This window comes from Pseudoalteromonas sp. S3260, assembly GCF_005886925.1.
Classification (GTDB): Bacteria; Pseudomonadota; Gammaproteobacteria; order Enterobacterales; family Alteromonadaceae; genus Pseudoalteromonas; species Pseudoalteromonas tetraodonis.
This window is the reverse complement of sequence record NZ_PNCV01000022.1, coordinates 25,381-48,446: the sequence shown is the minus strand read 5'-3', so window position 1 is coordinate 48,446 and position 23,066 is coordinate 25,381. Positions and strand designations below refer to the sequence as shown.

Below are 23,066 nucleotides of genomic sequence, written 5' to 3'. Positions count from 1 at the left end.
AGCGATTTAATTATTAAATAAAAAGGGCTAGCAAATGCTAACCCTCAAAGTAAATATTATTTATTATCAACAATAATACGTAACATACGACGCAGTGGCTCTGCTGCGCCCCATAAAAGCTGATCGCCTACGGTAAAAGCGCTAATATATTTTGGCCCCATGGCGAGTTTGCGAATACGTCCTACTGGAATACTTAATGTGCCTGTCACTTTAACCGGTGTTAAATCTGTAGCTGTAATATCACGCTCATTCGGGATCACTTTAACCCACTCATTGTGTGACGCTAAAATTTGTTCAATTTTCTCAACGCTGATATCTTCACGAAGCTTAATTGTCATCGCTTGTGAGTGACAACGCATTGCACCAATGCGAACACATAAGCCATCAACAGGCACAGGTTGCTTAGAGGAACCTAAAATCTTATTCGCTTCAACTTGCGCTTTCCACTCTTCTTTTGATTGACCTGATGGCATTGGTACATCAATCCAAGGGATCAAGCTGCCCGCAAGTGGCACGCCAAATTGATCTTGTGGTAAATCGCTTGACGCAATTTGCTGCGTGACGAGTTTATCAATTTCTAAAATAGCCGCTTGCGGATCGGCTAATTTGTCAGCCACACTTGCGTGGATAGAGCCCATTTGCGCGATCAGCTCTTTCATATTACGCGCACCAGCACCTGAGGCTGCTTGATAAGTCATTGGGCTGACCCACTCAATCAAATCTTGCTCAAATAAACCACCCAGCGCTAATAACATCAATGAAACTGTGCAGTTACCACCCACATACGTTTTAACGCCTTGCTCAAGGCCTTGTTCAATCACATCTTTATTGACAGGGTCTAGTACAATAATACTGTCGTCGCTCATCCGTAGTGCTGATGCAGCATCAATCCAAAACCCGTGCCAACCCGCTTCACGTAATTGTGGATACACAGCTTTGGTATAATCACCACCTTGACAAGTAATGATAATGTCCATTTTTGCCAGTGAGTCAAAATCCATTGCATCAAGTAATGGCTTTGCAGGACCCGCTAAATCAGGGCCAAGTTGGCCGGTTTGTGAGGTGGTAAAAAAAGTGGTGTCGATATGAGCAAAATCATTTTCTTGTTGCATACGCTCTAGTAATACAGAGCCAACCATGCCCCGCCATCCGACTAATCCTACTTTTTTCATTGTTTGTTCCACTGTTTGAGTCATAAGAAATACCTAATTCATTAAAAATTAAAATTCATTGCGTGAGATTTAATTTTTAGAACAGTTAATCTAGCACCCTATACCCTGCAAAACTAGTCAATAACAGCTAACTTAAAATTATTTCATATGCTTTTTTTAATTCTGAAATTAATAACGGCACAAAAAAAGCCCTACACAAGGTAGGGCAATTATTGTAAGTTTTTATATTCGCCTTCCTAGGCTATTTTGAATTAGAACTGATATTTGTACTCAACAGAGAACTCAGTCCCTTTTTCTTTTGAGCGAGTTAGCGTACCAGCAGATTCAATTTCTGATTTTTGCCCCAAAATATTAAGCACTTTAAACTTAATACTTGAGTTAAAATCAGGGTAGTAAGTATAATTCAAATCAACTGAGTGGAATGGCTGTTCCATCCAATCATCTTGCCCTTCTATACCAGGGATAATAATACGCTCACCAAATACGTTATAAACCAATGTTGCAGCATGTTCACCTGATGGTGCATCATAGCCAAGCTGCATATTCACAACATATTTAGAATGTCCCGTTAAACGACGTTTAGTATTAGTGATCGCCGCAGATACACCAGTTTGATCAACAATAGCTTGACGGTCTAGGTTTATCTCAGAATCACTGAGTGTAACATTACCACTCATAAATACATCTTGCCAAAAACCACCTAAGAAAGTGAAATCTTTAAGATAATCAAACTCAACGCCGGCAACATAGCCATCTTCAGCATTGGCAATACGTACAAGTGGCGGTCCATCTTGAGAAGGAGATTGCACCGACTCAATTGGATCAATCATGTCTTTATAAAACAGACCAACAGAGAAGTTTTCACCAGTATCAAAGTAGTTTTCCCAGCGGAAATCGTAATTTTTGATTTGCGTTGTACGTAATCCAGGCGTACCGCCAACAGGATATTCAGTTAACGGATCAATGTAAGTAGATTCAGATATCTCACGTAAATCAGGACGTACAACCGTTTCACCGTAGCTTAAACGCCATTGTGTTTGGTCGTCCTGAATATAAGTGAATGCAAGCGCACCATAAATATCATCTTCTTGAAACGCTAAGTTACCTAAATCATCATAATCGATTGAAGGATCTAAGCCACCAGTAAACGGGTCAAGTGGCACTGACACTTGCCTGAAATCTTCCCAACGTAAGCCACCTGTCAAACGCCATTTATTATTGAAGAAAAAATCAGCTTCAAAATAATAAGCATCTGTTTTTTGTGCTGAGCGGTAATCATCACCTGCAAACGTTGTATCATTAAGTATGGGTAGATTTAGTTCTGCGTTAGCTATTGCATCATCAGAAAGAATCGTATTCAGCTCATTGCCATTTAAATCAAGGTCTTTAAATGCGCGAGTGTTTATGTCAAAGCGACGATTCGAAGCTGAGCGCTCTTTAGAGACATAATCAGCACCTGATTTTAATTCTATATCCAAACCATCTAACATGATTGGAAAAGTAAAATTAAACCCGTAGTTTTCTACTTCATCATTAAGGTCTTGGAATGTATAACGAGCAGCCGTTGTGGCATTGGTTAATGCGATTTCATTAACTAAATCATAATTACCATCTTCGTTTGCATCATTTACAATGAACCGCGTCTGCATATTTCCTGGTGCATAACGGTTTGAGCGGCCGTTTGAGTATTTCCAATCAAAACCTGCATAGTTAAGAAAATCGAATGTATGCATGCCTTTGATTTGGTTTACTATTAACTCTCTCTCTTCATACCTTACATCGTAAGAACGAATACGCTTATTATCAGACTGGTTATTATTCTCATCAATACCTAGACGATCACGAATTTTATCTTCGGTGTCGCGTAAAATCAGCGTACTAAGGTCAATGCGATGAGCATTATTATACTCAATACCAAAGTTTACCATTCCAGACATTTTCACATTATGCTCAGTGGCAATGATTTTATCGTAACCACGCACCATAGCAGCACTGTTCTCACCTAAACGGAAGTCTTCGCCTTGGTACTCTTCGCCAACAAAATATTTGTTATCATAGCTAACCGCTGATAAAAAGCCGTAACGCCAATCACCTGACTCAAAACTATTACCCAGTGTTGCTGTAAACTTAGTATTGGGGTTTACACTTGTTGCTTGCGGGTCATAATCACGGTTTAAATCAAGTGCTAAAGCACGACTTTGCTCTGGTGTGAGATCATCTAATGATTGCCCAGAGTTATAAATATCCATGATTGAATCTGGTATTTCACGGGTGCCATCATCAACACCATACCAGTCATTCGAGCCGCCATTGTACTCAATGCCATCATCAAAGTTATTGGTGTTATAACCAAGCTGACCTGATACATCAAAAACAAATTGGTCTGGAATGCTTTTTAAGCGTATATCCACATTACCACCACCAAAAGAGGCTGGCATAGAAGGAGAATAAGACTTTTGCACAGACAAACTTTCAATAATTCCTGATGGAAATAAATCAAGCGGGATGACTGAGCGGGTCGGATCAGGACTTGGCACTGCTGCACCATTTAACTGAGTACTTGAATAGCGCTCACCTAAACCACGTACATAAATAAATTTACCATCGACTAAAGTTAAACCCGTTACACGGCGTAACGCAGATGCCGCATCACTATCGCCACTACGGGATATTTGGTCAGCACCCATAATATCGGCAACAAATGCTTGTTGTTTTCGCTCTTCAAGCACGGCTGTTGCAGTGCCTTTTAAACGACTTGCGCTAACCACAACCTCCTCAAGTACAGCCTCATCTTCGGCTTCAGCAGCATGTGCTGAAACGCTTAAACTACATAAAATTGCTGCGGAAAGTGTGGATAAGCAAAACTTTTTAGAAAACTGTTTCATGTTTACCTCTATCTGAAATAAGTTACAGAAAGTGTTAAAAAAGGTACTAGTACTATGTGCTAGCACCCATTCTTACTGTGTTATTCCAGACCTACTGTCCAGCCAGCTGTCCAGTCATTATCACTCGATACAGCACCAATATGTGATGTAGTATCGAAGAAGCTATCTACAGCGTTTACATCTGTAGGAGTTGTTATATCAATAGTATAGATACCATTAACTACGTCAGTTTGTCCTGATGCTACTAAGTTACCTAACGTCGCTGTCCACCAGTTTTCTACGCTAAAATCAACACCACTTGGGTCTTTGAAGTTCTCAGAACAGGCGATAACCGATGACTTAATCGTTAAGGTGCCATCTTGTGCATTTTTAACTGTTTCACTTTCAGTAAATATTGGTGCACCATTTTCATCTACTGGAATACCTTCAACCTCTAGACACTCACCCATGCCTACTGGGCCTGTTACAATCGTGTTATAGATTTGCGCACCCGTTCCCTCACGGAAGTACATGCCTTCACCGTCATCTTCACCTTTAAAGGTATTACCAATAATGGTTAAGTTAGCAATCATTGGATTTGATTTAGGCATTTTAGATGGTGTTTTACCGTCATTATCGGCTTCTATACCACGGTTAGCATCTGAGTTATCTGCAGCTTGCTTAACAAGGATGTGCTGAAGCTTACCTTGGAAACCATTATCCCAATCGATGCTGTCATCTTGAATACTAGTTAGCACAAGGTATTTAGCCTGCACATTACCACCAAAGAACTCAACACCGTCATCAGCATTTTGATGAACTTGTAAATACTCTACAGTAGTACCAGAACCCACAGCACCAAACGTAATACCGTTAATTTCATTACCAGGTGACAGTAAGTAGCCGCCATTCATAACGCGAACATAACGTAATGTTCCAGAATTATCTGCAGTGTCAGTACCACCAAAAACAGCACCGGCTTCAACACCTTCAACTTGTAGCGCACACTCGCCTGTTTCTGGACATTTATTAGATGGCGCATTACCTAGTAGTACTAAACCGCCCCATTGACCTGCTGCCGTTGCTTGACCAGCAACATCTTGACTTGAAGTAAATGAAATAGGCTTATCTTTAGTACCGTTGGCTTCAATTTTAGAGCCACGGCTAATGACAATATAATCTTTACCGTTACGACCATAAACAGTAACGCCAGGCTCGACAGTTAGAGTTGCAGAGTCAGCATTATCATTACCAACAAAAACAGCGCCATCAACTGCGTATAAGTTACCCGCTGTTAATGTTAAGTCTGACGTTATACGGCCAGATATTTCACATGTTGTCGTTACGTTATCCGCTGGTGAAATTGAAGTAGTACCTGCAGGACAACCAGCAACTGCAGCAGGTGCTGTCACTTCTCCACCACCATAACCAAATGCCCAACCTTCACGCCAATCGTCAGAATCATTTAGAGCACCGACAAAATCAACCGTATCAAAGAAGGCATCAACCGTATTAGCAACATCTTGTCCTGCACCTAGTAGTGGCGAACCAGCAATTGGTTGACCATTCACACCAAGCATAGGCTTGTCGTTGATCACATTACCTGTTTGTTGACTAAACCAAGACTCAAGCGCAAGCAACGTAGAACCGTCAGCACCTTTTGGATCTTTAAAATTCTCACCATTGGTACATGACATAAAGGTGTTTTGCATCAAAATAGTGCCATCATTAGCATTATTAACGGTTTCACTATCAGAGAATAATGCATCTCCGTTATCATCCAGCGCAATACCTTCTAATTCTAAGCACTCGCCCATTTCATCAGAGCCTGTGATCACTGAATTATATAAATGTAAGCCGGTACCTTCACGCAGGTAAATGCCTTCGGCTTCATCTTCACCTTTAAAGTTATTACCAATAATGGTTAAGTTTGAAATAATAGGCAAAGACTTAGGCTCTTTTGATGGCGTTTTACCATCGTTATCGGCTTCAATACCGCGGTTAGCATCAGTCGAATTTTTATCTTGCTCAACATACACAAACTGCATTTTACCTTGATAACCGTTATCCCAATCAATACTGTCATCGTCGATGCTCGTTAAAACAACATGCTTTAAGTTAACTGCACCACCGAAAAACTCAACACCGTCATCAGAGTTATTATGTACTTGCAAGTAATCAACGGTAGTACCTGAACCTACGGCACCAAAGGTAATACCGTTTAGCTCATTACCGGTTGAAAGCTCGTAACCAGCGTTTTTAACAACAACATATTTTAACGTACCAGAGCTATCCGCATTATCAGTACCGCCAAATACCGCACCTGCTTCCACACCTTCAACTTGCAGTGCACAATCACCTTCAGCAGGGCATTTATTTGAAATACCATTCCCAAGTAAAACCATGCCGCCCCATTGTCCAGAGGCTGTTGTTTCGCCCATTACATCTTGTTTTGATGTGAAAATGATAGGGTCGCTTTTGGTCCCTGTCGCTTCAATTTTAGAATCACGGCTTACGACTAAGTAATCAGACCCATTGTTACCAAAAATAACGGCTCCAGGTTCAATGGTAAGGGTTGCGCTATCTGCTTTATCTTTACCTACAAACACAGCGCCATCTAATGCCCAAAATGCATCCGTCGTTAATGTCGTATCTTCAGTGATTTCACCTGAAAGCACTTGCACTTTTACTTCACGACCCAAGGCAGCTGAAGCTTCAGTAGAAAGACTTTGACTATATTCACCTGGAAGATCAGTTGGCACTGGTGGTGTAGGTGGTGTAGGTGGTGCTACTGTTTCTTCAACATTAATATTAATATCACCACCGCCACAACCAGCGAGTGTAATTGCAGAAGCCAAAAGGCTGATCTTAAATAAACCAGATAATTTCATTGTTCACTCCGTTAAGATATTTAATTATTTTATTAGCGCATTAAGTAAAAACCCAAGTCACGTTAAAACACGAAAGTCATGCTTTAAGATCACTTGAGTTTTTCAACGAGCACTACCTTACGGGAGCTATGTGACAATACAGTTACACTTTAATAAACATAAAATGACAATGTAATTTATTTAAATAACAACCTGTTATGATAAATTTAAACGAAAAAAACCGCCCTAAGGCGGTTTTGGTGTTGCGATTATAAAACAGGTTTTGTAATCAAACTGGCAGCGTTTAAATTACAATAGTAGCGTTGGCAAATTATAACAATGCGGTGCGTAATGTTTCCGCGTGTAACTTTTCACGCTTGACATATTTGATCCATTGTTCAGCCAATCGCTGCGATTTTTTGTGTTTCTCGGCTTGCTCAAACGCTAAAATAGAGGCATCAAAATTTTGCATGCTGTATTGGGCCATACCTAATGCAACATAAGCGTTGGATTCAAAATCAAGTGAACCTTTATCTAATGCTAACCGAGCAGCATCAGCGGCATCTTCAAATTGCTCTAAGTTAACAAGTACTTCAGCCATACGTTGATCGTACTTACCGTGTTCCGAAAGCTCTGCCGCTTTTGCAAAATAACTAACTGATTTATTATCTTCTTTAGCTTGCACCATGGCTTCTGCGATAAATGCATAATTCTTCGCAGACTTTTCAGCAACGCCTGATTCAATCGCTTTACTCATTACACTGGCGGCTTTGTAAGCAAGCTGATTGTATAAATATACCTGTGCAAGCTGCCTTAGATCAGATTTAGAGGTTAAAAATCCTTGCTGATAAGCCGCTTCTAGGATTGCTAGCTGTTGTTTTTCTTTGCCTGTTTCGCCATACATACCACCGAGTTGCACCCAGTATTCAGGCTTGTTATAAAGCTTTACCATACGCTCAAGTACAGCAACAACATTGTCAGTTTGATTAAGTGAATAATACATAGCACGTTGCAGTACTAACCAGTTTTCTTTTGGCTGTTTGCCTTCGCTATCGCTTTGGGCAATCGCTAAATTAATATTATCAATGCCTTTTTGGTAATCTTTTAACTGATAATACGCTTGTGATTTAAGTACATAATAGGCATCAGTTTTAGGCTTGGTATTAATTGCATCCCACTTAGCTAAGAAATCAATTACCTTATTGTAATCACTGTTTGCCATTGCTAATTGCGCTAAGCTAAACGTAGTGCTGACACGTAATGTTTCTGGAATACCTTCTTCTGCTATCACCTTTTCAAATGATGCAATTGCTTTAGGCAAATCATTTTCGTTGTAATAAATAAAGCCATAAAAATTATACATCATGGCGATTTCATAGGAATTCATACTAGAAGAACGTTCTTTGATGCTATCAAGCGCCTCAAGTCCCGCTTTGGCATCACCATCATCAGCTAATTTTTGCGCGCGTGCTAATTGGCTATACACTTTTTCACGCAGTGCTGGCACCTTAGTGGTTTTTTGTTCTTGTGCGTAAACACTACCAAGCGTAACTCCTGGCAACATAGAGACTAAACTTGGCAGCGCAACACTGCTGCCTATCGCAAAAGTACACACTAATGCTGTTTTTAATAATTTCATAATCGCAATCCTCTGTTTCTAGCCGTTAATTTGGAAAGAAATTTTATTCTGCACACCTGCAACTTCAACAGCTTCGCCGTCGATCACACGTGGTTTATATTTAAACTTAAGTGCCGCATCCATCGCCGCTTGGTCAAATAATGACTCAGGTTCAGCTTTAATAACTTGTGGCTCTTTCACTGTGCCTTGCTTAGTCACTGTAAACTCAACAATGACATACCCTTCAATACCACGCGACAAAGCACGCCTTGGGTATACCGGTGCCACTTTTACTATGGGTAAATACTCACCATCACTGGTTTCTAATGCTAATCCACCCGCTAGATTTACATCAGCATCGACATTGGCAGCAAAATCAAAGTTGTTGCTAGCAGCGTTGTTATCGCTACTTTGCATTTGTGGCGATTCCATTGGCGGTGGCGGCTCTTTAGGTGTTGGCGGCTTTTGTGGTTTACGTTCCTTTTTTTGTACTGTTTCTTCTTTTTTCAAACGGACAAAATCTAACACATTCCCTTTTGCAGGCTCCGTCATGGCGCCTTCACCACCGGTGATCAATGCCTGCATACCTAAAAACAGCATAAAGGTCACCACACCCGCTATAATTAACGCAAGTACATAACGCATCACTCGTTACCCTTCTTGAGCCGCTATTGAAACATCAAATACACCCGCTGCACGCGAGGCATCCATGACTTTTATCAAGGTTTCTGTGGTGGCTTTTTTATCGGCCTGAATAACTACACTGCCTTGTGGATTTTCCGCTTTTAAGCGCTCAATGTTGGCTTGTACAGCACGTACATCTATTTGACGTTTATTGATCCAAATTTCGCCTTGATCTGAAATGGCCACTAATATGTTAGCCCGCTCTTTTTTAACTGCGGTTGCCGCTTCTGGACGGTTTACATCAATACCCGCTTCTTTAACAAACGAGGCTGTCACGATAAAGAAAATAAGCATAATAAATACAACATCCAGCATAGGGGTCATGTTTATTTCTTCTGCTTCGTCTTCTTGGAATAAATTACCTAATGGGGCTCTCATTTTACTTCTCCTAGAACAAGCGGTGATTATGTTCACCGCTTTTCAATAATTATTTAGTGGTCTAACACCATAGTGTCTTGCAACAATTCAACTTCACGCTTTGCTTTTCGTTGTAAATAGGTTGAGGCAAACACCCCAGATAACGCACCGACCATTCCAGCCATTGTCGGTATGGTTGCTTTTGACACACCTGATGCCATAGAGCGTGCGCTGCCTGTACCTGTAATGGCCATTACATCAAAGACTTCTATCATCCCTGTAACTGTGCCAAGCAATCCTAATAGTGGACACAGCGCTACCATCACATTAATCAGCGGTAAGTTTGCGTTTAATCGCATACTGGCGCGTGACACCATGGCCTGGCGTATTTGCTCTGCATTCCAGCTGTTGCGTTCACTGCGCGTTTTCCACGTATTTTTAACGTCTTTTTTGTAGTGTCGATAGCCATTAAAAAAGTACATAAATCGCTCGAGTATCAATAACCACATCGCGAAAATTAACACGGCAATGACCAAGAGAACTTGGCCACCCGTGTCGAGAAAATCACGGATAGCATTGATTGAATCAATCAATAGCACCATGGTTTAAGCTCCTTTCTCGCTTCGCTCGGCAATAATACCTGCACTTTGTTCTTGTAAAATAAGCAGTAAGCCTTTTGAGCGAGTATTCAATAAGGTGTATAAAAACACCGTTGGAATGGCAACAACAAGGCCTAATACCGTAGTAACCAGGGCTTGCGAAATACCGCCCGCCATTAGTTTAGGGTCGCCAGTACCAAATAAAGTAATTGCTTGGAAGGTATTGATCATCCCGGTTACCGTACCGAGCAAGCCAAGTAATGGCGCTACCACAGAGATAATTTTAATAAGCGTTAAATTACGGGTGATTTTTGGCATTTCGCGTAAAATGGCTTCGCTTAACTTAAGTTCAAGCGTGTCGTACGCCACATTAGGATATTGGTCTTTCACTTTCATGACGCGCCCTAGCGGGTTATCATCACGGGCTGTATCGTCTTTTAATTGACGACGGATTTTTCCACCCATCAGCAGGAGCGATACAAAACGCTCTAACGCAATTAATAACGCTAATAAGCCAACGCCTAAAATAACGTAACCAACTGCACCACCTTGATGAACTTGCTCGCTGGTATCAGGGGCTTGTACTAACAAACCTAAAATTGAACCACCCGTTGGGTCAAGCGCAAACGGCACCACACCGGTGTTTGCTTGCTGCAAATCAGCCGCAGTCGTAGTAAAGCGGCTACTTGGTTGGCGAGTAAGCTGGCTAATGGTATTGGTAGAAGGCGTATACTCTAGGTACTGACCGTCACTAATAAGGTTAAATGCACCCACACGTACCACTTCTTTTTGTACTTTATTGCCACCGTCAACAATTACATCAGTATTGAAGCGGCTTACTTTTCCTTGTTCGGTCATTTCTCGTTGTAGCTCAAACCAAACCTTTTCGATATCTTCAATAGACGCAAGCTTTGAGGTAGAACCCATTTTTTGCGCCAATTCGTCCATAAAAGTACTACGCCCAGGTAACTGAGCCGATACCACCGAGGTTGCAAACTTATTGCTAGAATCTCCAGCAACTTGTTGTAGCACACCAAATAGCTCTTTTAATGAACCCATACGCTTTGATAAAGTATCGGTCAGGTTAGCCAATTTAATTTCGTTTTCTTCAAACTGCGTTTCTAAACGCTCTGACTCGCTAAGCATCTGATTTCGTTTAGCTTGGGTGTTTTTAAGCATTTGCACTTGTTCATTTTGGCGTGCTGCAAATTCTTGTTCACGTTGTTTATTTTGCTCTGATTGCGCTGATTTACCCTGCTCTAAGGTTTTTAATAAGGCATCTAAATTCATCGGCTCAGCGGCAATGCTGGTGCCCACAAAGCTTAAGCTGGCTGCAAACACGGCCATTTTTGTCATTTTCGTTAATAATTTCATGGTAAACCTCTTATTCTGCAGCGTGAATTGGCAGTGTTAACATATCGGGGGCAAGTTGTTTGCGAGCAATGCGAAGCCCTTTATTAATTTGGCTTATGGTTGAATCTGGTAGCGCAACAAACGACTGTGACTGCTGATCCCAACTACCGGCTTGTTTACCATCGCGGGTGAGGTAAATTAGCTCTAAACGGCCAATGCGCAGAAAGTCGACTTCACGTTCTTTATTGTCCACATCAAGCAATGCGGTATACGCTTCAATAGTGCGCCCGTAGTCAACCTCAACTTGATAAGCCTCTAAGACACGACGAAATTTTTCACTTGATGTAATATCAGCGCGTTCCATCATTGCACTTAATGATTCAAGACGCTGCTTTCGCTCTTGCTTTAAAAACGGCACGTCTAAGGCAACAAACTGTTCAAGCCCAGTGATCATACGAAGCATTAAAGGGGTTATTTGGCGCTCAATAATCGATACTTGATCCATCGATAAATTAAGCGATTCCATCTCTTCTATTTGATTATTTAACTGTTTTGTAAGCTGTGCGTTATAAACGGCTAAACCATCTATTTCTTTATTTAGGGTTTTGAATTGCTGTAAACGCCCTTGCATTGAATCTGCAATCTTGTCTATTTTCGTTTGTGATTGCGCAGCTAAATTATTAATTTCGCTGCTTTTATCAATTACCGTGTTTAAATCATTGGCGTGGACTGCTGCACTTGCGGCTACAATACCAGCTAAAATTAATGGTTTAACGCCTTTCATCGTATACACCTTTGCTCGTTAATTATCGGATTTGCTAGTCGCTTTAGCCTGTTTATTAAAAAACAATTTAAAGCGAGATAGTTTCAATGAGCGAAAGTGTATAGATTAAAAATGACAAGCGTGTTGCGTAAAAAAGTCGCTTTTATGACAGCGGTAATAAATTAGCCTTATTGGCCGAATTTAAAGTGCAGGGGTAATGTTTGAAGTGTAAATTTTATAAGTAAGATTGCATTTCACTTAGCGTTTGCCGCCAATCTGTGTAGTTAATAGCAATGGGGTATGGGCTATTGTTTTTTATTAATACTAACGACGGAAAACCTTGAATAGGTAAACTGCGAACAAAGTTAAGCTCATCATCAAAGCGACGCTTAAGTTCCTTAGAGTGTAACTGCTGAGTAAATAAACAGGGATCTAAACCAATTTTTTCGCTCAGTTTAATTAAAACCGCTTCATCCGATGGGTTTTGTGCCTGTAAATAATATGCCTGCTGTATTGCCGCTATCATCTGTGGTTCTTTGTTGAAGCTGCGGGCAATTAAAGCGGCCCTGCAAGAGGGATAGGTAGAACGGCGAGGTTGGCAGTCTCGCCAAAAATCAAAGTTAAACTCTGTGCCTAACTGGCTGCTAATTTTTTGCCATATGGCTTGTAGTTGCAACTGCATATCCTGACTCATTGGCAAGTCAGTATCTGCAGCTAAACCACCCACTCTGTATTCAATGGGAAGTTTGTTTACCAAGGCAGCCTCAAGCTTTTGCCAAGTCGGTGCATAACCCCAGCACCAGCTACACATAGGGTCGTGTACATATATTAATTTACTCTGAGGCGTGTTGATCATGTACAGATACCACCTTATTTCTACCTTGCGCCTTAGCGCTGTATAAATACTGATCCGCTTGCTTTAACGCATTATTATAATCATCTACACTGTTAGTCTGAGCAATACCCATACTACACGTTAATGATACTCGCTGATGTTTGTCGGTTAGCGTCACATGGTTTTGCACACATTCTGTAAAAACGGTTGGCCAAAATGCTGGCCTCAAGGGTTGTTTGTTGCGGTAAAATAACCACAAACTCTTCGCCACCATAACGGGCTTTAAGGGCGGTTGCAGAAAATTGCGACTCTAATAATTTAGTAAACTCTATTAATACGGTATCGCCAAAATCATGGCCGTAGGTATCATTTAATTGTTTAAAGTTATCTAAATCAATGAGCAAAATAGACAGCGGCAAATAATGCGCTGGCCGTGAAGCAGCAAGCTTTAAAAAATGTGAAGTAATAAAGCGACGATTAGGCGCCCCGGTAAGCTGATCGGTATGAGCATGCTGTTTTTGCTCTAAGGTGATATCAGCAATTGCTAAATGACTGCGGTGACGAAAATATTCACTTATAAACGAAAATACTTGGCGTTGTTTATCAAAGCTATAAACGCTGTCAATATTGATTAAATTGAGCCAGCTTGGCTTATTTATTTTTGTTTTACTGATCATACTTTGAATTTTTTAACCATGCGCTCTAAGTCACTAAATTGATGCTTAAGTTTGGTACACTCTTCCAAAGTAAGATTTAGGTTTGATTGGCCTTGAATCGATAAGTCGCTGATAACGTGAATATCACTATGTAATGACTTAACGACTTGGTTTTGCTCATCCGTAGCATTAGCCACACTATGATTAGCGTCGGTTATTTGCTTTATCGCACTAATTATTTGTTTCATTACATCGCCAACTGCATCAGCTTGCTGAACACTTTTTTCACTTTCTTCTAAACTGGTTTTCATCAGCTCAACGGCAGAGCTTGAGCCTTTTTGTAGTTCAATTACCGTATTTTCAATTTCTTGCGTTGATTGCTGAGTACGTTGTGCTAATTGCCTGACTTCATCAGCAACAACGGCAAACCCTCTTCCCGCTTCACCTGCACGTGCCGCTTCTATTGCCGCATTTAAAGCAAGCAAGTTAGTTTGTTCACTCACGCCTTTGATTACCGCAAGTACATTACCGATATTAGCAGTATGTGAATCTAAACTATTAATTGTTTCTTGTGCTTGCTCTATATTTTGCGAAAGTTGATGAATGCTCGAAACGTTATTCGTTAGTGTTTGCTGATTTTTAGCGCAATATTGATCAGCATCTTTAGCAAGTGTTGAGGCATTACTTGCACTAGTTGAAATTTCTGTTGCAGTGGCTGAAAACTGGTTAATTGCCGATGCCACACTGTTGGTACGTTCACTTTGGTCGTCGTACATAGTTAATGTTGAATCTGTTTGGGTAACCAGTTTAGCAACCGCGGTTTCTAGCAACTGTGTTGAAGACTTAACTTGAACAATTGAATTTTGAATTTTTTCTATAAAAATATTAAATGAATTACTTAACTGACCAAACTCGTCATCGTTCTCAACACTGAGTCGACAAGTTAAATCGCCTTCACCTTGTGCTATATCTCTAATAGCATCATTAAGACGATACATAGGGCGCATTAAATAACGCAGTAAAAACTCCAGTGATGCAACAATCACTAAAATACCAATAATTAAAAAGACAATTGCCTTTTGACCAAACGAAGAAACACTTGAATACGCTTTACCTTTATTAACTACTACACCCAGATACCAATCAACATTTTCAATACCACGAATCTTAGTAAAGGATACCAGCGAGGTTTCACCCGCTACTTGATACTCTGTAAACTCTCTTGCTAACGGTGCATTTTTACCAATTAAGTCAGCGACTGTTTTTGAATTTAATTTACTATCAGGGTGACTTAATATTTGCCCTTTATTATCAAGCAAAAAACCATAACCGAGTCCTAAAAAATCAATATCTCCAATAATTTCAGCGACGGTTTGCATATCAATATCTGCCCCCGCTACCCCTTTAAATTGACCATCACTATTAATAGGGGCAACCGCAGAAATTGTCAGTTCGTTGGTCGTTACATCGATATAAGGCGTTGTAAAAGCCGTTGTTGTTTTATTTTCTACTAATTTATACCAAGGGCGACTTGTCGCATCAAAATCGCTGGGGAGTACAACACTTTGATCATTTAAAATAAATGTACCCGATGATTTACCTATGTAGGTATTTTTAAAATCCCCCGCAAGCTCAGCGGTATTTAATTGCGAAAGCGTTAAAGACTTGGCATCGTCATCTTGGTATGTTTTTGCGATAGAGATCACAATCGCTAATTTATTATTTAGCCAGCTTGCAATATTTTTAGAGACAGACTCAGAGTTTTGCTCTAGTACCAGCGATAACTGCTCTTGAGTTTGATGCCGCATTGAAAAATAATTATTTATGGTGAAAACACCTAAAACTAAAACTAACACTAATGATGCAGCAATGGTGATTTTGGAGGTGAATTTAAGCGAGCTAAACATAAGTACCTTAAGTATTAATCATTATTATCAGTGTCTTTTTAACAAATTTTTAACTGAATGTCTTAGCAAATATGATTTCAATGAAATTAAAGCACAAAAATAATAATAAATACTGAGATATGTAACGTCTAGGGCGGTGATAAATTAAGCTTTCTTATTATAACAAAGCGCTATTTAACCTGATTAAAATTAGTTAAATAGCTGACATCGACAGATTATGTTTTCATTTACATTTAGCAAGGGATAAACCTTAAACAGCAAATATGTTTAAGGTTGTTTTTGCCATTTCATTTTATTATTGGTATCGCGTGAAGTAATAATGGTTTCATCACTACTTTGAATACCGCCAAGCTTGGCGAGTCGATCATAAAGAACAACATTACAGGTTGCTGCTAAATTCATACAGCCTATGGTTGGAATATAAACAACTTCATCACACCATTTTAAAACGTCTTTTGGCACTGAACCATCCTCTGGGCCGAAAACATAAAATGCGTTCTCAGGGTGGGTAAACTCAGGCAAGGGAGTCGCCCCTTCTATTAGCTCTATCACCACCACTTTAGCACCTTCAGGTTTACTTGATGCTAAATTATCAGTGGCGGTTAATGGAATACGTTGCACCACATTTTTAGTATCAGTATGAAATTTTTGTGCATTTAAATAACGGTTGCCGGTAAAAAACACCTGCTTGGCGTCATAACAACCTGCTGCGCGTAATACGCCCCCCACGTTGGTCGGGCTTTTAGGGTTTATTAAACCAATACTTGCTTGTAACTTACTCACTAGTTGCAATCCTTGGTTGGCCACTCGGCAATATACAAGTCAAAATCTTCCAGTTTTACATCACAATCTTTTACGGTTTTATCTTTGACTGAAATATTTAGCTCATGCATTTTAGTTTTATCGCCGTTATTAAGTAACGGATGCCACGTTGCTAAACCGCGCCCTTCATGAAGTCGGCGGTAGCTACAGCTTTGGGGCATGAAAAAGATGTCTTTTAGGTTTTCTTTAGTGAGCTTAACGCACGAAGGAACTAAGGTTTGGCGGTTTTCGTATTCACTACAGCCACAGGTATTGTTATCAAGATATTGACAAACAATATTAGTGAATATAAGTTGCTCGCCTTCTCTTAGCTGATCGGTAGCTGTAAAGTCATCTTCGTCTTCACTGTCAATAAAGGTGTTTAAACAACACTTTCCGCATCCGTCACAAATGACTTCCCATTCTTGCTGGTTCATTTCATTGAGACTTTTGCTAAGCCAAAATTGGGTTTTTGCTAATTGTTGATCAAACATGGTGTTCTCGCGCCTTTTAAGAGCGCGCATTCTAACGTATTGCAGCAAAGCGCGCAAAGCCAATCCCTGTTCAAATAATGACTTTGCGCGATTATGTTACTGCTGAGATTTAACCCAACGTTTAATTTTTTGCTCTAAGATAGGCATAGGCAATGCGCCATCTATTAATATTTGCGTATGAAAGGCTTTAATATCAAATTGCTCACCTAACTGCTGGTGGGCGTAATCTCTGAGCTCTTTAATTTTAAACTCACCTAATTTGTACGATAATGCTTGCCCAGGCCATGCAATATAACGCTCAACCTCAGCAATAACATCGCTTTTTGCCATTGAAGAGTTTGCTAACATGTAGTCAATGCCTTGTTGACGTGTCCACCCTTTGGCATGAAAGCCTGTATCAAGCACTAAACGCATAGCTCTTAGCTGCTCATCGTTAAGACGCCCATACCACATATACGGGTCGGTAAATAAGCCAAGCTCTTTGCCAAGACTCTCTGCGTATAATGCCCAGCCCTCAGCAAACACAGTGTAGCCGCCAAATTTACGAAAATCGGGCAGGCTTTCCACTTCTTGTTGCAGCGCAATTTGAAAGTGATGACCTGGTGCTGCTTCATGAATAGATAGCGTTTCAAGTAAAAATTTAGGCTGCGCTTTTAAGTTGTAAGCATTAATGTAAAAGATACCCGGACGAGAACCATCTGGTGCAGGCCCAGCATAAGATGCCCCTGCTGCCGATTGCGCACGATACGCTTCTACTGCTTTAACAATGTAAGGGGCTTTAGGCTCAATATTAAACAAGCGCGGTAAACGCGCATCTATTTTTAGTTTAATATCTTCATAGGCAGCAATTAACTCATCGGCTGTTTTATAATAAAACTCATCTGAGTCACGTAAATGATCAAAAAACGATGCTAAATCACCTTTAAATCCCACGGTATTTTTAACCGTTTTCATTTCACTTAAAATTCGAGACACTTCACTTAAGCCAATGTCATGAATTTCATCTGCTGATAAACTCAACGTGGTGTTTTTCTTAATTTGATATTCGTACCACGCTTTACCATTAGGTAAATCAGCATAACCAACAGAATCGCGAGCATGAGGAATATAGTCGTTGAGTAAAAACTCGCTCATACGTTGATAAGCGGGCACTAATTTATCTAAAATAAGCGTTTTATACTGCTCACTAAGTTGCTGTTTTTGTTTATCAGAAAATGAGTCGGGCATGGCCTTTATTGGTGAATAAAATAATGAATCTTCTGCGTTAGTTACTACGTGCACGTTAAACTGAGGCAATAATTTTTTAGCCAATGGCATAGGCAATACCACGCCTTGTTTAACACCTTGCGCCATTGATTGTTCAACACTGGCTAACCATTTAACAAAACCATCAGCACGCTTAATAAATTGCTCATAGTCGGCAACAGTATTAAAGGGCTGTGCACTTTGACCTGAACCAAATCCGGCAAAGGTATTATGTGCTCCCGACATTTGGTTGATCGGTAACAAATAATCTTTATATTGCATGCCCTCAAGCTTCAGGGCTAAATCTCGGGATAATACTTCAAAATTCAGTAGCGCCTGCCCTGTTAATTGTGATTCATCGATTAGCGTTAAGCGTTGCTGATATTTTTTATAAAAAGCGGCTTTTTTATCGCGATTAAGCTGCGATATCACCGGCAAGAATTGATCATCGAACTCATGGCGACCGTTGTAAGTGGCGCTTAAGGGATTAAAGGTTAATGACTCATCGTAGTACTGTGCAACGAGCACATCCAACTGTTGCTCGGCTGATAACTCGCTTATTACAGGCGAGAATGGCTGATTGGTGTTTAATTGTGAGCTGGTGCTCATACAACCACTTAAGGCAAACATAACGCTACTTGCAACCAGTGCTATTTTAATAACTTTCATAAAGATCCTTGTTAGTTTTTACCCGCTAATTATGCGGTTTAAAATGGCTTAAATAAAGCAATTACGGTGAGTGGGATTCGTCGCTAAATAATTTACTCAATAGCTAATGGTTGCTACATTCAGGTAAATTTAAATAATTAAATAATAAAAATGATTAAAATAAAAAAACATTTACTGACTACATCAATCGCATTACTGAGTTTAACCAGCGCAAGTGCACTGGCAACCACCTATATATCGGCCAAAGCTTTGCTTGATGTAAAAACTGGAGAGCTAAAAGCTAATCCGTTAATCGCGATTGACGAGGGTGTAATAAGCCAAATTCAATTTAATAAAAAGCCTACGCTTACCAGTAATGATGAACTGATTAACCTACCTGAACTCACCGTAATGCCGGGTTTGATGGATATGCATGTGCATTTAACCAGCGATCCAACCGTTTCGCGCAGTGAACGTATAGGCCAATCAGTACCGCGTATGGCTATTAAAGCCAGTTACTTTGCTAAAAAAACATTAGAAGCCGGCTTTACCACAGTGCGTAACCTAGGTGCAGAGGGCTTTAGTGTTATTGCGGTTCGCGACGGCATTAATGCAGGTGATATTATTGGCCCTCGCATCTGGGCTGCTGGCCCTTCTTTGGGGATTACTGGCGGACACTGTGACAATAATCGTTTACCCCCCGAAATGAAGTATACCGCCTCGGGGGTTGCTGATGGCCCATGGGCTGTGCGTATTAAAGTACGTGAAAATATTAAATATGGCGCTAATGCAATTAAATTATGTGCAACTGGTGGGGTATTTTCTAAAGGCACAAAGGTGGGCATACAACAATACGCATTTGAAGAAATGAAAGCCATTGTGGATGAAGCGCACATGCGAGAATTACCTGTTGCCGCTCACGCACACGGCACTAACGGCATTAAAACGGCAATTAAAGCCGGTGTAGATAGTGTTGAGCACGCTAGCTTTTTAGACGATGAAGCAATCGCGCTTGCAAAAGAGCATGGAACTTGGCTTTCTATGGATATTTATAATACAGAGTATACGCTGAGCTTTGGTGAGCAAAATGGGGTTGATGAAGAAAACCTAAATAAGGAACGTCTGGTATCAAAAAAACAACGCGATAGTTTTAAACGCGCTGTTGAAGCGGGGGTAAACATGGTGTTTGGTACTGACGCAGCAATTTATCCACATGGTGATAATGCCAAACAGTTTTCCCGTATGGTTGAATTTGGTATGAGTGAATTACAAGCTATTCAAGCCGCAACCATTAACAGTGCTAAATTATTAAAGGCTGATAAACAGCTGGGGCAAATTAAAACCGGTTTTGCAGCTGATATTATAGCGGTAGACGCTAATCCACTGAAAAATATTTCTACGCTAGAGCGTATTCCTTTTGTAATGAAAGCCGGTGTCGTTTACAAGCAGTAAACCCAATACATCTTTATGAGGTTGAGCTTAGCTCAACCTTAACAATCTTTTAGCCAATGTAACTAAACTGCCCATTTAATCGTCAATACTTTATTAAAACTCCCTCTTAGTTAGGCCAACTTACACGTGCTATATCCCGTTCACGACTTTAATTTGCTTGTTTTTAGAACGCCATGCTCAATAAGCAAGCAAATAACTCATAAATAACAAAAAAAATGAACTTTTTATTTAACTTTAAAATGATAACCATTATCATTCGCGCAAATTAACAAATGCGAATGGTTATCAGTTTATGAAAAGATTTCAATACTCTCTCCTCTCTTTAGCGTTTTTAAACGCAAATTTAGCAATGGCTAACGAGTCACAAGTTAATTCAGATATTGAACGAATTAGCGTTTATGAGCAACAAAACCGAGTAGTGATGAATTCAGGTTTAGCAACTAAATCAGACATGTCACTAATGGAAACCCCTGCACCCGTGGTTATTGTTGATAAAGCACTGATTGAATCACAAGGTATTGATAGTCTTCAGGATGTGATCCGCAATGTGAGTGGCCTAACGCAAGCCGGTAATAACTATGGCATTGGTGACAACTTAGTTATTCGTGGCTTGGGCGCTAATTATACCTATGATGGCATGTATGGCGGCGCAGGCTTAGGCAATACCTTTAATCCAACGCGTTCTTTAGCCAATGTTGATTCGATTGAAGTGTTAAAGGGTCCTGCAACTGGACTGTATGGTATGGGTAGTGCCGGTGGTGTGATCAACCTGATTGAAAAAAAACCACAGTTTAACGAGCAACATACCCTAGAAATGGATATCGGTCAGTGGGATAGTTATTCGCTTGCACTCGATAGCACCAATGCACTAACTGATGATTTAGCTTATCGAGTAATGGCCAAAACCGCCTCTAGTGATGGCTTTCGTGATTTAAAAGAACAACGTGATGAAATTTACTCGTCTTTAAAATATGTGCTTAATGACCAACAATCTTTTGTATTGTCTGGGGCATATATTAAAGACGCTATTGCAGTGGATTCTATTGGCCACCCTATTCGTATTTTTAACAATGAATCGGTTAACGGTTTAACTGCTGGTGAAGTATCAGGCGCCGATTTAGTGAATGACCCTACAGCAAGTGGCTTACAATTGAGTGAAGTACAACGAGATGAACTAGCTAACTCTTTGGCAAGCAATGATGGTTTAACACCCTTTAACTTTGGCACCAATGGCATAATATCACCGATGGCAAAGGATAACGAAGGTGAAGAGCTGCGTTTTAAATTAGCCCATAATTATTACATTAGTGATGATTTATTTGTTAATCAACAACTACAGTACCGTAATTACACCTCAAGTTTTGCCCGCCAAACAGGTGCTTACAACTACGTTTACTGGAAACGTAACGGCGTGATCAACCAAGACCCACGCGCACCGCTAGTTGTTGATGACGTGTTATACCCTTTTGCAGCCAGACGCCAAGAGTATCGCCAAGTAGAAGCAGATGAGAAATCATGGCAATACTTTTTAGATTTACGTTATGACTTTATGCTGGGCAATATAGAAAACGAATTACTGGTTAATGCCAACTACGAAGACCGTGATATTCGTTTTAAACAATATTCAATTTATGATGCCGATAAGGTCATTAAAAACAAAGCCGGTGAAGTGATTTATCAAGGTGCACTACCGTATATTTTTGATATACGCCAGCCAAATTGGCCTACAGGTGAATTTAATGATTACGATCCGCTTAAAACCAGTGATTACAATAAAAAAGTACAGGCATGGGGCGTAGGCCTTCAGCATGTTGCCTACATTAACGATAAAATCACCACCCGTATTGGGATTGCTCATAATCGTATTAAACAAAGTTACGAGCACTTTGGTGTTGACCCTCGTTATAGCAAAAGCCGCGCAAATCCAACGCCAGAGGCAAACACCTCAGATAGCGGTTTAACGTACAATTTAGGTGCTACTTATCAAGTAAACGCTGATATGGCTTTGTTTTTAAATCACTCAAAAGGTCGTACTGCCTACAGTGTACTTGGCTCTGTTGCTGGTAATGAAGCCGATAGAGAAGACTCAGAATCTGTTAGTAACGATTTAGGATTTCGTTTTAAAGCGTTTGATGACCAATTACTGGCTTCAATTGTAGTATTTGAAAGTGCACGTACAAACCTAGAGTACGCCAACCCACTTTATGAAGCAGGCGTGTCTGCACCAAACGTAGTGGAGAGCTTCTTTGATGGTGAAGAACAAACCAAAGGTGTAGAAATTGACTTAAATGCGTATTTGAACGATCAATGGAAAGTTAACTTCAACGGTGTTTATCAAGATGCTAGAGATAAAACTAACCCAAACAGCACAAGCTTTGATACTCGCCAAAAAGGCGTGCCTTATGTAACTGCTAGCTCATGGGTAACTTACTCTGCGGCGTTATTTGAATTACCTCACGCAGTAGATTTAAGCGCAGGCTTAACGTTTGTTGATAAGCGCAGTACTAACTCAAGTTCGTTCGGTATTGATAACGGCTACGTCCCTGCTTATACCGTGTATGATGCTGCAGTTAGCTATAAAGCAGACAACTGGCAAATGCAATTAAACATTAATAACCTGTTTAATAAAAAATACTATTCTAAAGCCATGTTTTTAGGCGGAATGCCAGGTGAAGAACGTAATGCAAAGCTAAGCTTTAGTTACACACTTTAATAGTTTAATAATTTAAAAAGCACGGTATTTCAATT

Annotated in this window: 16 protein-coding genes and 1 pseudogene; 2 read left to right on the top strand and 15 right to left on the bottom strand. The window is 40.2% G+C overall.

Going from position 1 to position 23,066, the window contains the following annotated elements; all coding sequences use genetic code 11:
- Positions 1–56 precede the first annotated feature (56 nt).
- From asd to CWC14_RS04400, 15 genes and pseudogenes are all read right to left on the bottom strand, one after another.
- Positions 57–1,196 carry an aspartate-semialdehyde dehydrogenase gene (gene asd, locus CWC14_RS04470; RefSeq protein ID WP_036954755.1) on the bottom strand — a complete coding sequence of 380 codons (1,140 nt, stop codon included), beginning with the start codon at positions 1,194–1,196 and terminating at the stop codon, positions 57–59.
- Between the two features lie 227 nt (positions 1,197–1,423).
- Positions 1,424–4,057 carry a TonB-dependent receptor domain-containing protein gene (locus CWC14_RS04465; protein ID WP_016900182.1) on the bottom strand — a complete coding sequence of 878 codons (2,634 nt, stop codon included), beginning with the start codon at positions 4,055–4,057 and terminating at the stop codon, positions 1,424–1,426.
- Between the two features lie 80 nt (positions 4,058–4,137).
- Complete coding sequence (locus CWC14_RS04460; protein ID WP_013463330.1) at positions 4,138–6,927, bottom strand: beta-helix domain-containing protein; 2,790 nt, start codon at positions 6,925–6,927, stop codon at positions 4,138–4,140.
- A gap of 310 nt (positions 6,928–7,237) precedes the next feature.
- Positions 7,238–8,545 carry a tetratricopeptide repeat protein gene (locus CWC14_RS04455; protein ID WP_016900181.1) on the bottom strand — a complete coding sequence of 436 codons (1,308 nt, stop codon included), beginning with the start codon at positions 8,543–8,545 and terminating at the stop codon, positions 7,238–7,240.
- Positions 8,546–8,563: 18 nt separating this feature from the next.
- Positions 8,564–9,169 (bottom strand): energy transducer TonB, encoded by a 606-nt coding sequence (locus CWC14_RS04450; protein ID WP_016900180.1) that lies wholly within the window; start codon positions 9,167–9,169, stop codon positions 8,564–8,566.
- A gap of 6 nt (positions 9,170–9,175) precedes the next feature.
- Complete coding sequence (locus CWC14_RS04445; protein ID WP_008111500.1) at positions 9,176–9,586, bottom strand: ExbD/TolR family protein; 411 nt, start codon at positions 9,584–9,586, stop codon at positions 9,176–9,178.
- Positions 9,587–9,639: 53 nt separating this feature from the next.
- Positions 9,640–10,167: a MotA/TolQ/ExbB proton channel family protein gene (locus CWC14_RS04440; RefSeq protein ID WP_008111501.1), complete on the bottom strand. Its 528-nt coding sequence runs from the start codon at positions 10,165–10,167 to the stop codon at positions 9,640–9,642.
- Between the two features lie 3 nt (positions 10,168–10,170).
- Positions 10,171–11,538 carry a MotA/TolQ/ExbB proton channel family protein gene (locus tag CWC14_RS04435; protein WP_138561518.1) on the bottom strand — a complete coding sequence of 456 codons (1,368 nt, stop codon included), beginning with the start codon at positions 11,536–11,538 and terminating at the stop codon, positions 10,171–10,173.
- Between the two features lie 10 nt (positions 11,539–11,548).
- Positions 11,549–12,301, bottom strand: a complete 753-nt coding sequence (locus tag CWC14_RS04430) for a DUF3450 domain-containing protein (protein ID WP_010388835.1) — start codon at positions 12,299–12,301, stop codon at positions 11,549–11,551.
- Positions 12,302–12,515: 214 nt separating this feature from the next.
- Positions 12,516–13,136 (bottom strand): DsbA family protein, encoded by a 621-nt coding sequence (locus tag CWC14_RS04425; RefSeq protein WP_138561516.1) that lies wholly within the window; start codon positions 13,134–13,136, stop codon positions 12,516–12,518.
- Positions 13,114–13,705, bottom strand: a pseudogene (locus CWC14_RS04420) (GGDEF domain-containing protein); the annotation flags it as partial. The gene CWC14_RS04425 and the pseudogene CWC14_RS04420, both read right to left, overlap by 23 nt.
- An 83-nt stretch (positions 13,706–13,788) precedes the next feature.
- A complete protein-coding gene (locus tag CWC14_RS04415) occupies positions 13,789–15,678 on the bottom strand; it encodes a methyl-accepting chemotaxis protein (RefSeq protein WP_138561514.1) in 1,890 nt (629 codons plus the stop codon).
- Positions 15,679–15,945: 267 nt separating this feature from the next.
- Positions 15,946–16,461: an RNA methyltransferase gene (locus CWC14_RS04410; RefSeq protein ID WP_138561512.1), complete on the bottom strand. Its 516-nt coding sequence runs from the start codon at positions 16,459–16,461 to the stop codon at positions 15,946–15,948.
- Complete coding sequence (locus CWC14_RS04405) at positions 16,461–16,973, bottom strand: YcgN family cysteine cluster protein (protein ID WP_138561510.1); 513 nt, start codon at positions 16,971–16,973, stop codon at positions 16,461–16,463. The genes CWC14_RS04410 and CWC14_RS04405 overlap by 1 nt, the downstream gene beginning before the upstream one ends.
- Before the next feature lie 96 nt (positions 16,974–17,069).
- Complete coding sequence (locus tag CWC14_RS04400) at positions 17,070–18,887, bottom strand: DUF885 domain-containing protein (protein ID WP_138561508.1); 1,818 nt, start codon at positions 18,885–18,887, stop codon at positions 17,070–17,072.
- A 159-nt stretch (positions 18,888–19,046) separates the two neighbouring features.
- On the opposite strand from CWC14_RS04400, the gene CWC14_RS04395 reads away from it, so the two are divergent.
- Positions 19,047–20,318, top strand: coding sequence for a Xaa-Pro dipeptidase (locus tag CWC14_RS04395; RefSeq protein WP_171036823.1), 1,272 nt, complete (start codon positions 19,047–19,049; stop codon positions 20,316–20,318).
- 292 nt (positions 20,319–20,610) lie between these two features.
- Entirely contained in the window at positions 20,611–23,031 is a 2,421-nt protein-coding gene (locus CWC14_RS04390) for a TonB-dependent receptor (RefSeq protein ID WP_138561504.1), read from the top strand.
- The last annotated feature ends 35 nt before the right edge of the window (positions 23,032–23,066 follow it).

Coding starts and splice junctions, on each gene's coding strand:
- asd (WP_036954755.1), bottom strand. CDS start 1,196: ATGACTCAAACAGTGGAACAAACAATGAAAAAAGTAGGATTAGTCGGA.
- CWC14_RS04465 (WP_016900182.1), bottom strand. CDS start 4,057: ATGAAACAGTTTTCTAAAAAGTTTTGCTTATCCACACTTTCCGCAGCA.
- CWC14_RS04460 (WP_013463330.1), bottom strand. CDS start 6,927: ATGAAATTATCTGGTTTATTTAAGATCAGCCTTTTGGCTTCTGCAATT.
- CWC14_RS04455 (WP_016900181.1), bottom strand. CDS start 8,545: ATGAAATTATTAAAAACAGCATTAGTGTGTACTTTTGCGATAGGCAGC.
- CWC14_RS04450 (WP_016900180.1), bottom strand. CDS start 9,169: ATGCGTTATGTACTTGCGTTAATTATAGCGGGTGTGGTGACCTTTATG.
- CWC14_RS04445 (WP_008111500.1), bottom strand. CDS start 9,586: ATGAGAGCCCCATTAGGTAATTTATTCCAAGAAGACGAAGCAGAAGAA.
- CWC14_RS04440 (WP_008111501.1), bottom strand. CDS start 10,167: ATGGTGCTATTGATTGATTCAATCAATGCTATCCGTGATTTTCTCGAC.
- CWC14_RS04435 (WP_138561518.1), bottom strand. CDS start 11,538: ATGAAATTATTAACGAAAATGACAAAAATGGCCGTGTTTGCAGCCAGC.
- CWC14_RS04430 (WP_010388835.1), bottom strand. CDS start 12,301: ATGAAAGGCGTTAAACCATTAATTTTAGCTGGTATTGTAGCCGCAAGT.
- CWC14_RS04425 (WP_138561516.1), bottom strand. CDS start 13,136: ATGATCAACACGCCTCAGAGTAAATTAATATATGTACACGACCCTATG.
- CWC14_RS04415 (WP_138561514.1), bottom strand. CDS start 15,678: ATGTTTAGCTCGCTTAAATTCACCTCCAAAATCACCATTGCTGCATCA.
- CWC14_RS04405 (WP_138561510.1), bottom strand. CDS start 16,973: ATGTTTGATCAACAATTAGCAAAAACCCAATTTTGGCTTAGCAAAAGT.
- CWC14_RS04400 (WP_138561508.1), bottom strand. CDS start 18,887: ATGAAAGTTATTAAAATAGCACTGGTTGCAAGTAGCGTTATGTTTGCC.
- CWC14_RS04390 (WP_138561504.1), top strand. CDS start 20,611: ATGAAAAGATTTCAATACTCTCTCCTCTCTTTAGCGTTTTTAAACGCA.